Source organism: Luteibacter anthropi (genome assembly GCF_011759365.1).
Lineage (GTDB): Bacteria > Pseudomonadota > Gammaproteobacteria > Xanthomonadales > Rhodanobacteraceae > Luteibacter > Luteibacter anthropi.
Genome location: NZ_JAARLZ010000004.1, coordinates 363,478 through 376,634, shown reverse-complemented (window position 1 = coordinate 376,634; position 13,157 = coordinate 363,478). Strand labels below are relative to the sequence as shown.

General features: G+C 66.3%; 11 protein-coding genes. 7 read left to right on the top strand and 4 right to left on the bottom strand.

Annotated elements, in window-relative coordinates:
* Positions 1–190: 190 nt before the first annotated feature.
* Together HBF25_RS09660 and HBF25_RS09655 are read right to left on the bottom strand one after the other, a co-directional pair.
* Positions 191–613, bottom strand: coding sequence for a DNA polymerase III subunit chi (locus HBF25_RS09660; RefSeq protein ID WP_166947781.1), 423 nt, complete (start codon positions 611–613; stop codon positions 191–193).
* Between the two features lie 10 nt (positions 614–623).
* The gene (locus HBF25_RS09655; protein WP_166947779.1) at positions 624–2,114 is read right to left on the bottom strand and encodes a leucyl aminopeptidase; all 1,491 of its coding nucleotides are present in this window, start codon (positions 2,112–2,114) and stop codon (positions 624–626) included.
* A 97-nt stretch (positions 2,115–2,211) separates the two neighbouring features.
* On the opposite strand from HBF25_RS09655, the gene lptF reads away from it, so the two are divergent.
* Entirely contained in the window at positions 2,212–3,315 is a 1,104-nt protein-coding gene (lptF, locus tag HBF25_RS09650) for an LPS export ABC transporter permease LptF (protein WP_166947777.1), read from the top strand.
* Positions 3,312–4,409, top strand: a complete 1,098-nt coding sequence (gene lptG, locus HBF25_RS09645) for an LPS export ABC transporter permease LptG (protein WP_166947775.1) — start codon at positions 3,312–3,314, stop codon at positions 4,407–4,409. Before lptF ends, lptG begins: the two co-directional genes overlap by 4 nt.
* Positions 4,410–4,442: 33 nt before the next feature.
* Here the strand turns inward: lptG and HBF25_RS09640 are convergent, their stop codons facing one another.
* Positions 4,443–7,907, bottom strand: coding sequence for a hybrid sensor histidine kinase/response regulator (locus tag HBF25_RS09640; RefSeq protein WP_166947773.1), 3,465 nt, complete (start codon positions 7,905–7,907; stop codon positions 4,443–4,445).
* Positions 7,908–8,040: 133 nt separating this feature from the next.
* Here HBF25_RS09640 and HBF25_RS09635 point away from each other — a divergent pair, with 133 nt between their 5' ends.
* The 5 genes from HBF25_RS09635 to HBF25_RS09615 all read left to right on the top strand — a co-directional run bounded on the left by HBF25_RS09635 (position 8,041) and on the right by HBF25_RS09615 (position 12,701).
* On the top strand, positions 8,041–9,495 hold the full coding sequence (locus tag HBF25_RS09635) for a GTPase (protein ID WP_166947771.1): 1,455 nt from the start codon (positions 8,041–8,043) through the stop codon (positions 9,493–9,495).
* 106 nt (positions 9,496–9,601) lie between these two features.
* On the top strand, positions 9,602–10,228 hold the full coding sequence (locus HBF25_RS09630; RefSeq protein ID WP_166947769.1) for a YceI family protein: 627 nt from the start codon (positions 9,602–9,604) through the stop codon (positions 10,226–10,228).
* A complete protein-coding gene (locus tag HBF25_RS09625) occupies positions 10,212–10,796 on the top strand; it encodes a cytochrome b (protein WP_166947767.1) in 585 nt (194 codons plus the stop codon). Before HBF25_RS09630 ends, HBF25_RS09625 begins: the two co-directional genes overlap by 17 nt.
* Positions 10,793–11,353: a YceI family protein gene (locus HBF25_RS09620; RefSeq protein WP_208392502.1), complete on the top strand. Its 561-nt coding sequence runs from the start codon at positions 10,793–10,795 to the stop codon at positions 11,351–11,353. Before HBF25_RS09625 ends, HBF25_RS09620 begins: the two co-directional genes overlap by 4 nt.
* A gap of 7 nt (positions 11,354–11,360) precedes the next feature.
* Complete coding sequence (locus tag HBF25_RS09615; RefSeq protein ID WP_166947765.1) at positions 11,361–12,701, top strand: GTP-binding protein; 1,341 nt, start codon at positions 11,361–11,363, stop codon at positions 12,699–12,701.
* Positions 12,702–12,885: 184 nt separating this feature from the next.
* Here HBF25_RS09615 and HBF25_RS09610 read toward each other — a convergent pair whose 3' ends face one another.
* On the bottom strand, positions 12,886–13,110 hold the full coding sequence (locus HBF25_RS09610; RefSeq protein WP_166947763.1) for a glutaredoxin family protein: 225 nt from the start codon (positions 13,108–13,110) through the stop codon (positions 12,886–12,888).
* Positions 13,111–13,157: the final 47 nt, after the last annotated feature.

Genomic DNA, 13,157 nt, shown 5'->3' with positions numbered 1-13,157 from the left:
CGCCGGTCGCGCGCAAGGCGCGCTCCTACAAATCAGGTCATCGCCACCAGGAAACGCACCGCGTCCCATGTAGGAGCGCGCCTGCGCGCGACCTCCTGTTATCGCAACGACCGGTCGCACGCGAGGCGCGCTCCTACAGAAGGGCTGGTCAGTCGCCGGAAATGAAGAGGCCGGCAATGCCGGCCTCTTGCTACATATCGTGCTTGTTCACCTCGAACCCGCCGCGCTTGTACTCCGTCCAGCGCGTTCGCGAGCCTTCGCGTTCTGCCGGGTCGGCAGCCACTACTTCCAGCACCCGTTCGAAGACTCCCGGCGCGCATACATCACGCAGGTTGATCACCATGGGGCGATCCGGCGTGTCGACGCCGGGGGGCACGATGAGCACGGCGATATTGCCGTCATCTTCGTCACCAGCCAGCTGGTGCGGGACATAGGCATCTTCGTCGAAGTCCCACAGGCGCTCGTCGATGGCCTCGGCCTGTTCGAAGTCGCGCGTGAGGATCAGCGTGGGCTTCTGGGCCGCGAACGCGCGCTTGGCGAGTTCGCAGACCAGCAGGATCGGATCCTCACGGAACCGCGGTTTGTCGATCAGGTAGAAGTCGGCGCGCGGCATCGGGCGACGATCAGCCTGCCGCTACGCGGTCGAGCAACCACTGGGTCAGCAGCGGCACCGGACGGCCCGTGGCCAGGCCCTTGCGGCCTTCGTCCCATGCCGTGCCAGCGATATCCAGATGCGCCCAGCGACGGCCCTCGGTGAAGCGGGCCAGGAAGCAGCCGGCCGTGATGGCACCGGCATACTTGCCGCCGATGTTCGCCACGTCGGCGAACACGGAGTCGAGCTGGCTCTGGTAGTCGTCCCACAGCGGCAGACGCCAGGCGCGGTCGAGGGTGGTCTCACCCGCCGAGAGCAGTTCGGCCGAGAGGGTTTCGTCCTTGGTCATCAGGCCGCTGGCGTGCTTGCCCAGGGCAACCACGCAGGCACCGGTGAGGGTGGCGGCGTCAATGATAGTGTGCGGGTCGAAGCGCTTGCCCGTGTAGGTGAGCGCATCGCAGAGGATCAGGCGGCCTTCGGCATCGGTGTTGAGCACTTCGATGGTGATGCCGGCAAGACTGGTGAGCACGTCGCCCGGGCGGTAGCTGTCGCCGTCCGGCATGTTCTCGACGGCCGGCACCACGCAGACCAGGTTCACCGGCAGCTTCAGGCGCACGGCAGACACGAAGGCGCCCAGCACGCCGGCCGCACCGCCCATGTCGAATTTCATTTCTTCCATGCCCGGGCCGGGCTTGAGGCTGATGCCGCCGGTGTCGAAGGTGATGCCCTTGCCGACGAAGGCGTAGGGGCGGTCGCCCTCCTTGCCGCCGTTCCACTGCAGGATAACCAGGTGCGGCGGGTTGGCCGAGCCGCGGCCCACGGCGAGCAGGGAGCCGAAGCCCTCGCGTTCCATGTCGTCGCGCTCGAGCACTTCGCAGGTGACGCCGTCGGTGGCATCGGCGAAGGCGCGGGCCTGCCTGGCGATGTAGGCCGGGTTGCAGATGTTCGGGGGCAGGTTGGCCAGCTCGCGGGCATAACGCACGCCCTCGGCAATGGCGCGTGCCTCGGTGAGGCCGTGCTCGGCATCGGCCGGGGCCACGATGGTGACCGAGGTCAGCTCCGGCTGAGCCTTGTCGCGAGGCTTCACGGTGGCCGTGTAGCGGTAGGCGGCGTGGTCGATGGCGAGGGCGCCGACGCGCACGCGCCAGGCGGCGTCGCGGCCCGGGACCTCGATCTCGGCCAGCCAGCTGACGGCCTCGGCGACGGGCAGGCGGCCGATGGCACGGGCCGCTTCCAGGGTGACGCGCTGGTAGCGGGCGGCGTCGAAGCCCTTCTGGGCGCCGAGACCCACGATGAGCACGCGGGCGGCGGCAACACCGGCCGGCTGCAGCAGGGTGACGACGTTGCCGACCTTGCCGGTGACGTCGCCGGCTTCCACCAGGCGCTTGATGGCGCCGTTGGCGGCCGTATCGATGCGCGCGGCGGCGCTGGTGAGGATGCCGCCTTCGTAGACACCGACCACCGCCACGGGGGTCGTGGTGGTTTCGGGAGCGTTGGAACCGAGGCTGAACTGAACCGTCATAGCAAACTGCCTTGCGAAAGCCCGCCGGGGCCCGGACAGGCTAGACTAAAGGATTGCCGGCCAGGACTGACGCGGCACGAACCGCCAATTCTACCAAATGCTCAGCATCCTAGACCGCTATTTCCTGCGTGAACTTGCCTACGGCGTCATTGCGACGGCCGTCGTGCTGCTGGTGATCTTCGCCGGCGGTGCGTTTGCGACCGTCCTGCAGAAGGTCGCCAACGGCAGTATCCAGCCCAGCGTGATGTTCGAGGTGCTGGGGCTGCAGATGGTCGACCTGCTCTCCACCCTGCTGCCGATGGCCGCCTTCCTGGGCACCCTGATCGCCTTGGGCCGCATGTACCGCGAGAGCGAAATGCACGTGCTGGCCTCATCGGGCATGGGCCCGCGCGGCATGCTGCGCCCGGTCATCATGCTGACGGTGGTGGCCACCCTCGTCGTGGGCACGGTGTCCCTCTGGCTGGGTCCGTGGTCCGCCCGCAAGGCCGACCAGGTCATCGCCGTGGCCAACAAGTCCGTCATCGCTGCGGGCCTGGACGCCGGGCGCTTCACCGAACTGCCCGGCAAGGGCGGCATCATCTTCGTGGATGCCCTGAGCCGCGACGGCACGGTACTGGGCAAGACCTTCCTGGCCTCCGATCACGTGGACAGCCAGGGCCGCACCTCGGTGCGCGTGGTCAACGCAAAGAGCGGCCGCATGTATCAGGAAGCCGACGGGCAAAACCGCTTCCTCGCCCTCTACGACGGCTGGCAGTATGAAATTCCGCTGGGCACCGACAACTGGCGCCGCATGAAGTACGAGCGCAACGACGCCTCGCTGTCGAGCATCGCCGACGATGACGACGAAGATCCGGCGCACGAACTCACCACGCCGGCCCTGTTCAAGGCGACCGACGCCGACGCGCTCGGCGAACTGGTGTCCCGTTTCGCGGCCCCCGTGAGCACCCTGGTGCTCATGATGATGGTGCTACCCATGTCCCGGCAGGCGCCGCGTGATGCCCGCTACGGCCGCCTGCTCGTGGCCGTGCTGGCTTACTTCCTCTACGTGATCTGGCAGCTGATCGCCCGCGCCCAGATCATCAAGGAACGCCTGCACACACCCATACCTATCTGGGTGCTGCACATCATCGTGTTCGCCATCGCGGCCTGGGTGTTCTGGCGACAAAACTCGCCGCGCCGCGCGAAGGAGGCCACCCGATGAGCGTCCTTACGATCAAGCGCGCCGACCGGCTCATCGGCGTGAGTGTACTGGGCACCCTGCTGCTGGTGTGGCTGGTACTGACGGGCTTCGACGCCCTCACCCAGTTCGTGCGCCAGCTCGGCAACATAGGCAAGAACGGCTTCACGCTGTACGACGCCATCGCCTATATCGCGCTGACGATTCCCCGTCGTCTGTACCAGATGTTCAGCAATGCGGCCCTCATCGGCGGCCTGCTGGGCCTGGGCAGCCTCGCGGCCACGGGCGAGCTCACGGCACTGCGCGCGGCCGGCATGTCCAAGCTTCGCATCGCCGCTTCGGCGGCCGGCGTCATCGCCGTGATGACCTTCGCCGTGGTGGTCATGGGCGAAACCGCCGGCCCTTACGGCGACCAGCATGCGCAGGCCATCCAGGTCCGCATGCGTTCGAGCAACCTGGGTGCCACCAGCAGTGGCCTGTGGGCACGCGATGCCGGCAAGATCATCAACGCCAAATCCGCCATCGCCGTGCAGGATGGCGATCGCACTACCGTGAAACTGGTGGACGTACGCGTGTTCACCTTCACGCCGGAAGGCCAGGTGCAGGAGTTCTCGCACGGCGACAGCGCGATCCACGATGGCAACAAGTGGATCATGTCCAACGTGCGCACCACCACGATCGACGATGCCGCCGTGCATGCCACGCAGCAGCCCACGCAGACCTGGACCTCCCACCTCAACCCGCACGTGCTTGAGCAGTCGGTGATCCATCCCGAATACCTGTCCATGGCCGATCTGCGCCGCAATATGCGCTATCTGGAAGCCAACGGACAGAATCCCGGGGCGTATGCGGTGGCCTTCTGGGGCCGCGCCCTGTTCGCCCTCAATACCCTGGTGCTGGTGCTTTGCGCCATGCCCTTTGCGTTTGGCTCGCTGCGTTCCGGTGGCTTCGGCAAGCGCCTGTTCATCGGCGTGCTGCTGGCCATCGGCTGGTACTTCCTGCAGGGCGCCATGGTCAACTTCGGTACCGTGTACGGCTTGCCGCCGCTACTTGCCAATCTGTTGCCTACGTCCATCCTGGTGGTCGGCGCGATAGCGTATTTCCGACGATTCGGCTGAGCCGCGGGCGTCCGGGAGGACGCCCGTACGTCGTCAGTGCGCCAGCGTGTCGAGCACCGCATCAAGATCGGCGCCGGTCATGGGCTTGCGCACCAGTGCATCCATGCCCGCCTCGCGAATGGCCGCCGTTTCATCACCCTCCGAGCGGGCCGTGACTGCCACGATAGGCAGGCCCGACAGGTGTTCGAGCCGGCGCACCATCCGCGCCACCTGAAACCCATCGACCAGCGGCAGGTCGAGATCCAGCAACAGCACGTCGAAAGCGGCCCGGGATAGCTCCGTCATGGCACACAGGCCGTCGCCCACTACCGTGACGTCATAGCCGCGCTGGCGCAGCAGGCCGAGCATGACATCGGCCACCATCGGATCGTCTTCCACCACCAGCAATCGCTGCTCCCGCATGGGCGCGGGGTGCGCCGCGACCATCGGTGCGAAGTCCGAAGGGCAGGCTTCCAGCGGCAGGCGCACCGTGAAAGCGCTTCCACGCCCCACTTCGCTGTCCACGGCAATGCTTCCACCCATCAGCACGCACAGCTCGTGGCAGATCGCGAGCCCCAGGCCTGACCCCTCGCCGCGCTGAGGCGAGCCACCTTGCGAGAAGCGCGAGAAGAGGCGCGTCTTCAGTTCGTCGGGCATGCCCGGCCCGGTGTCCTTCACGATGAGCACCAGTGCAGCGCACTCCCACGCGATGTGTATCGACACGCCGCCACGCTCGGTGAATTTCACCGCATTGTTGACGAGGTTCTGCAGTATCTGGCGCAGGCGCACGGGGTCGCCACGCACGGCCTCCGGCACATCGACGTCCACCGCCGCCGAGAGCGACAACTGCTTGCGGCATGCATTGGCCGAGGCCAGGGCCACCACTTCGTCGGCCAGCGGGCGCACCGGTACGGCCTCGGATTCGAGGATCAGCTGGCGGGATTCGATACGACTGATATCCAGGGCATCGTTGATGAGTCGCAACAACGTGGTTCCCGACCGCCGTACGGCTTCGACATAGGAGCGCTGCGTATCATCCAGGGATGTCTGCGCCATCAGTTCTGCCATGCCAAGGACGCCGGTCATGGGCGTGCGGATCTCGTGACCCAGCGTCGCCATGAATTCGGTCTTCGCCGAGTTCGCCTGTTCGGCAAGCTGGCGCTCCTGCTCGGCAAGCTTCAGCCGCATCGTCTGCCGTACCCGTCGTCGCGTGCCGTGTACGACAAGGGCGACGATCAGGGCAATCATCGATGCATAGGTGGCCCAGGCCCACCAGCGCAACCACGGCGGCGCATCAACCTGCAGGCGCAGGGGCACCATCGACGCACCGCCGAAACGATCGCGTTCGGCACCGGCGATCAGCAGGCGATAACTTCCGGGCGCCAGCACGCCGAAACGATACGTGCCTTCCGTACCCGTAATTGTCCGGCTCGCTCCGCTTTCATGCTCAAGATTGAGTTCAAGCCGGTTTCGTTCGGGATCCACGTAGGAAAGGGCCCGGGCGCGGATTTCCAGATCCCTGTCGCTCCAGTTGATGTGCAGCACCTCATCGGTAGCGGGCAGCGGCTGGCGCGTGCCGTCGCGCATCACGCTGGCACCCAGCACGACGATGGATGGCCGATGGGAGTGGTCACGCTGCCGGTCAGGACGAAAGCCGACGACACCGCCCAGGGTGGCGCCGTACATGGTTCCGTCGGCGAGCTGCACCGTGACGGCATTGGTGAATTCACCCGTAGCCAGTCCGTCGGCCAGCCCGAAACGTCGGAACACGCCGGGATCGGGATCAAAACGCCATACCCCTGTCTGGCCGTACAACCACAGGCGGCCAGCGATGTCGCGCCGGATGTTGAGGATGTCATGAGCCGGAAATCCTTCCGCGCCGCCGATGCTGCGATCGAGGGTGGCGTGATTGTCGGCCCAGGTGTAGTGCTCCATCACCTCGGGACGCACGACCCAGAATCCTTCGTCGCCAGGCTCGAATGCATTGATGCGCCCCGGCGCCACGCCGGTGACCGGACGCATCTTTCCCGTTGCATGATCGCGTCGGGACAGGCCCGCCACGCTGGCCTGCCACAGCTCACCTTCGACGATGTCCATCTGTCGTGTGTCCAGTACGCCACGACACGGGGTGTCGAAGGGAACGGCCGCCACCGACGCGGTCCGGGGATCGACCAGGAAAAGCCCCTGCCCCATCGCTGCCACGTAGACCCGGCCGTCCGGTGATGGACTCATCGCCACGACCGGCCGGTGGATCTGCTGCCTTGCAACGGGACGCACGCGACCGTGACTGGCCTGGGAGAGGCCATCGACCGTGCCGATGAGCAGGTCGTCCTGCGCCGTTTCCAGCAGTGACTGGATACGGGAGGGCCCGATGTCGAACCCCGAGGAAGTCTTGCCTGTCGCCGGATCGAAGGCCCGGATCCAGCCGCGATAGCCGCCGACCCACAATGACGATTCGTGGCGCGACGCAACGGCCGTGACCGCACGCGCGGGCAGGCTGTCCGCATCCGTCGCCACATGGGTGAAGCGCGTGAAGTCTTCCCAGCCCGGGCCCAGATAGGACAGGCCGCCGTCGAGCAACCCGAACCAGAGGCCATGTTCGTCGTCTTCCATCATGCTGCGGACACTGCGGCCAGGCAGGCCGCCCGAGGCAACCCATGCCCCACGGATCGTATTCAGCCGCCCGTGGCGATCCAGCATGCTGAGGCCATCGATGGTCGCCACCCACAGGTTGCCGTGACTGTCGGCCAGCGAACCGAACGTGAGTGCCGCCGGAAACCGTGTATCGCGACGCAGGCGGCTGTCGACGCCTGCGCGGAAAATGCCCTTGTCGGTGGAAAACAGCAGATCACCCGGACGGCCGTCGATATGCATGACGGTGGGAGCGGTGTCGTCGGCGAAATGCACGCGGACCAGCCGGCCACGGGGATCGATGGCATCCACGCCGCCCGAACTGCCGATCCACAGGAATCCATCGTCTGTGGCGTGCAGCGCATGGATGGAGGACGAACTCAGCGTGTCCGACGTGGTGCTGTGATGCTCGACGACGCCACTGGAAAGAATGCGGTCGAGCCCACCCGAGGTGCCCACCCAGACCGAACCGTCGAGCGTCTGGGCGATGGAGCGCACGTCGTCGTCGGCCAGCCCGTCACGCCACTGGACGAACGAACCGCTGAGCGGATCGTATCGCCCCACGCCAAAGCCGCTCCCACCGATCCAGACACGATCGTCGCGGTCGATCATCATCGTGACCGCCCCGCCGAGGGCCAGGGAATGCTCGGCTTCACCGCCGATCCGTGGCACGGAAAACTCCACGCCGTCGAAGCGTACGAGACCCGCGGAGGTGGCGATCCAGATGAAGCCCTTGGAGTCCTGGGCGACCGCCTGTACATGGCTGCCAGGCAGGCCTTCCAGCAGGCCGTAGTTGCGGAACTGTGGCGTGGGCACCGGAGGCAACGGCGTGCCGGCCTGGGCCCTGGCGACGATGAACGCCGCGAATACGAGAATCCATCTCGCCATGCATGTGTATGGCATTACCACTCTTCCCATCGATCAGCATCATCATCACACGCCGATACGGACGCCAAGAGTCGGCCATGGACGGGGCTGCGCGTAGGCGCAAGCTGACACGCTTGGCCTTAAGATGGCCGGCATGTCACGTCGATTCCGCCTCCTGGTCGCCGCCATCGGCATCACCGCCCTCGCATGGCTGTTGCTGGCCACGCTCGAGCGCGCGCTTTCGATGGCCCAGCGGTTCATGACGTTGCCTCTCGGCATCCGCTGGCTGATCGGTGTGGTGCTGGCGATTATCGCGGCAGGCAGTCTCATCGCCGGGCTGTACTGGTTACGTCCGAGGAAACCGCGCCCACAGGCCAAGGCGCCCAACCGGTTGTCCATCGAGGAACGGATCGAAGGCCTGCGCGGGCGTGACGTCAATGTTGAGAGCCTTCTGAGCGAGCTGACAGAACTTGACCGGCGTCAGCTTTCAGGCCGCATCCACCTGGCCGTGTTCGGCGAGATTTCCGTCGGCAAATCGGCCCTCATCTCGGCGCTGGTTCCCGGCGCCCCCGCCCGCAGCGACGCACGCGGCGGCACGACGCGCGAAGTCACCCTTTATGAAGGCAGTTCACCCGGCGGACAGGAGTGGGTGGTGGCGGATGTCCCGGGCTCGGCCGAGGCCGGGGGCGAGGCCCATGAACGACTGGCCCGTGACGAAGCGCTGCGGGCACACGCCGTGGTGTATGTATGTGCCGGCGACCTCACCCGCAGCCAGGCAGAAGAACTTCACTGGCTGGGCTACTTCGGCAAGCCCCTGGTCATCGCCGTCAACAAGGCCGACCGGTGGACCACGACAGAACGCGACGCCATCCTGGTACGCGTCCGCGAACACGCCGATGGCATGCCGGACGCGGTGGTCGCCACCAGCGCCGGTGGCGAGGAGCGCTTCACGCGCCGCCTGCCCGATGGTTCGGTGGAGGATGTCCGCCGTCAGAGAAAGCCCGACATCGACGCCCTGCGTGAAGCCATTGAACGCCTTGCAAGGCAAGGTGCCGACGGCCTCGAAGCCCAGCGTGCCAACGCCGTGCTGGCCGGGTTGCACGAGCGCACCACCGAAAGCGAATCGGCATTCCGCACGGCCGAGGCCGAACGCATCGTCACCCGCTACTCGCGCCGGGCCATCGTGGGTGCCATGGCCGCCGTGGCCCCGGGTACCGACCTGATCGTCCAGGGTGCACTCGCCGCCGGACTGGTCCGCGACCTCGCAAGGCTCTACGAGGTCACGGTGGGCGACATCGAGATCGAAGCGCTGCTGCGCGAGGCGCGCATGACCGTACGCACCGGCACTACTGTCGTCCTGGCCATTGCCGGCAACGGGCTCAAGGCCTTTCCGGGCCTGGGCACCCTGGGCGGCGGCGTGCTTCACGCCGTTGCCTATGCCCTCATTTTTGACAGCCTCGGCCACGCGCTGGCGGCCACCCTGGCCGAGCGAGGCCGGCTCGATGGCGAGGAAGCCGGCCAGAAACTGCGTGCCTTGCTTGCCGATGGCAGCGCTTCAAGGCTGCAACGGCTCACCGAACTCACCCGCGAGGTCTTGCGGGATCGCTGAGGTGAACAATGCGTTCGCCGCGAACGTGCTGACAAGGCCCCTGCGGTGGGCGAAACTGCCCTTCACCGGCCGCAAGGCGGCCCTTTCCGGAGCAGGCCCTCCCCGCATGCGTTACGCGCGATACCTTCTCCCCGCCGTGCTGGCCGTGGTTTCGTTTGCGGCTCTTGCCGAGCCGCAGACGTACCGCCTCGATCCGGTGCACAGCCAGGTCGTCTTCAACGTGGACCACAACGGCTATTCGCGTTCGTTCGGCCGCCTGCGCGTCACCGAAGGCACCCTCCGGTTCGACCCCGACAACTGGGCCGCCTCGTCCGTCGACGCCACCATCGACACCACCTCGGTGGACATGGGTGACGCCAGCTGGGACAAGGCCGTGCGCGGCAGCAGCCTGCTCGATACCAGCCACGCCCCCACGGCCCGCTTCACCAGTGAGTCGGTGGAAAAGCGTGGCGACAGCGACGGCATCGTCCACGGCAAGCTGACCCTGCGCGGCGTGACCCTGCCTCTCGATATTCCGTTCCGGGTGAACCGCATCGGTCGCACCATCTACGGCCTGCACACCGTCGCCGGATTCTCGGCCCGGGTGTCGCTCGACCGCACGGCCTACGGCATGAAGTCCAACCTCAACTCAATCGGCACCGATGTCTCCGTCTGGCTGGAGATCGAAGCCATCCGCGGCGGCGATGCCCGCTCCACCTCCGACAAGGAAACCTCCGATGCCCCTGCGCAGTGAACCCAGCCGCTGGGGCGCCGTCGCCAAGACCTTCCACTGGGTCACGGCGCTGCTGATCCTAGGCAACGGTGCCTTCGCCTTCTGGATGGACGGCCTCAAGCCGTCGATGCAGAAGATCAACATGTTTGCCCTGCACAAGTCGATCGGCCTTACCGTGCTGGCACTGTTCCTGCTGCGCCTGCTATGGCGTGCCATGGACCGCCGGCCGGCGGAAGACGCCGCACCGCGCTGGCAGCAGCTCGCCGCGCACGCCGTGCATGGCCTGCTTTACCTGCTCATCGTCGCCATTCCGCTCTCGGGCTGGGCGTTCAATTCCGCGCACGGTTTCCCGTTGCAGTACTTCAAGCAGTTCAACCTGCCGGCGCTGTTCGAGAAGAACGACGAGCTTTCGCAGACGCTGGGCACCGTGCACGTATACCTGTTCTGGTTCCTTCTTCTCGTGCTCGTCGCACATATCGGCGGCGCACTGAAGCACCATCTCATCGATCGTGACGACACCTTGCGCCGCATGCTGCCCTTCGGCCGCCCGCGTCGGAACACCCCCACCCCTCCCGGAGATACGCCATGACTTCGTCCATCCGCCGCCTGACTGCGCTCGCCGTCGCCCTGGCGCTCCCCTTCGCAGCTTCCGCTGCGAACTACAAGGTTGCCCCCGGCAGCGTCCTGGGCTTCAGCAGCAAGTTCCAGGGCCAGCAGTTCGACGGCTCGTTCGGCAAGTTCGACGCCGCCATCAGCTATGACCCGGCCAACCTCGCCACCTCGAAATTCGACGTAACAGTCGACGTCGCCACGGCGAAGACCGGCGACAACGATCGTGACGGCGCGCTGCCCGGCCCGGATTTCTTCGATGCCAAGAAGTTCGCCACCGCGCACTACGTCACCACCGGCTTCACCAAGGATGCCAAGGGTGACGTCATTGCCAACGGCAACCTTACCCTCCATGGCGTCACCAAGCCGGTGCAGCTCAAGGTGGTGTTCAAGCCCAGCGCCGGTGGTGCAAGCCTCGCGGTGTCCGGCACGGTGAAGCGCCTGGACTTCGGCGTGGGCAGCGGCGACTACAAGGACACCTCGGTCATTCCGAACGAGGTAGAGGTCAACGGCAACCTGAACCTGCAACCGAAGTAATCACCGCATGGCGGGATTCCGCGAGCGACTGCGTGGCCTCACCGACCGCTTCCGCCGTCCGTCATCCTCCAGGATGACGGACGAACGCGGAGGCGCCGTGGCGGTGAGCCTGCGTGGCCTGCTCGACGATCCCTCGATCCCGGCCGACGTCCGCGCGGCGATGGCCGGCGATTTCCGTCGCGTGGAGCACATGCTCGACCGGCTGGAGAACGAAGAACTGCACGTCGCCGTGTTCGGCCGCGTGTCGGCGGGTAAATCCGCGCTGGGCAATGCCCTGCTCGGGCGCGATGCCTTCGTCGTAGGCGTATTGCACGGCACCACGACGGAAGCCGATGCGGCGAAGCTCGACGAAGCCAGCAATGCAGGCCTCGTGTTGATCGACACACCGGGCATCAACGAACTCGGTGGCGAAGATCGCGAAAAACTCGCCTTTGAAGTGGCGGAAGTCAGCGACCTCATCGTCTTCGTCGCCGACGGCGATCTTACCCGTGAAGAACGCGACGCCTTGCGCACGCTGGCCAGCACGCGACGTCCGCTGCTGTTGGTGCTCAACAAGGCCGACCGTTATTCGGACGACGAACGCGATGGCCTCATCGAGCGGCTGCGCGAACACGCCGAGGGTCTCGTCCGTCGCGAAGATGTGCTCGCGGTAGCTGCCCGGCCGGCCGCGCGCGATGTCGTGGAAGTCGATAACCAGGGCAACGAACGGCGCATTTCCGAAGAAGTCGCACCCGACGTCGCCGCACTGAAGTCACGGCTGCTCGCCATCGCCGAACGCGAAGGCAAGGCCCTGTCGGCCATCAATGCCGGCCTGTTCGCCGGCCGCCTCACCGACCAGGTCACGGCGCGCATCGCCGCGACGCGTCGTGAAGTCGCCAGCGGGGTCATCCGCCAGTACTGCATCGCCAAGGCCGTCGCCGTGGCGCTCAATCCCATCCCGGTAGCCGACCTGCTGCTGGCCGGCGGCCTGGATGCCGCCATGGTCGTGCAGCTGAGTCGGGTCTACGGCCTGCCCCTCACCCGCAGTGAATCGGGCCGCCTCGTCGCCGTCATCAGTACCCAGCTGGCCGCGCTCATGGGCGCAGTCTGGGGCATGCAGCTGGCGGCTTCCGCGTTGAAGGGGCTGAGCGGCGGCCTGTCGGTGGTGGTCACCGCTGCCGCGCAAGGGGCGCTGGGCTGGTATGCCACCGTACTCATCGGCCGCGCTGCGGAGCACTATCTGGTCGCCGGCAAATCCTGGGGCGAGCACGGCGCCAAGCGCGCCGTAGCCGATATCGTGGCCGGCCTCGACCGCGATTCGATCCTTCGCGAAGCACGCGAGGAAATCCTGAAGCGCCTCCACAAATAACCCGCCCCTGTAGGAGCGCGCCTCGCGCGCGACCGCTTGCAACGTGACGTCTCCGAATGAGGAAGCCCCCTACCGAAGGGAGGGCCGATCGCATCGGCGATGGGTATTCGCGACATCGCACCTATCGCTCTGTAGTCATCGCCGATACGGTTGCCCCACCGCCGGTCGCGCGCAAGGCGCGCTCCTACAAGAGCATCGATTGCAGGGCTGCCGGGTCGAACGGCCAGTCGATTTCCACGCCATCGCTGCGCCGCAACACGGGAACGCGCGCGCCATAGCGGGCCTCCAGTGCCTCGTCATCATCGATGAATACCGAGGAAAAATCGGGAAAACGCACCGAAGCCAGCACCTCAAGCGCCTGGTCGCAGAGGTGGCAATCGTCACGCTGGAACAAAGTGAAGGCAGACATGCGCAGGTGTATGGGGTTGGCGGAAGGCAAGGCGTAGAATAGCCGGC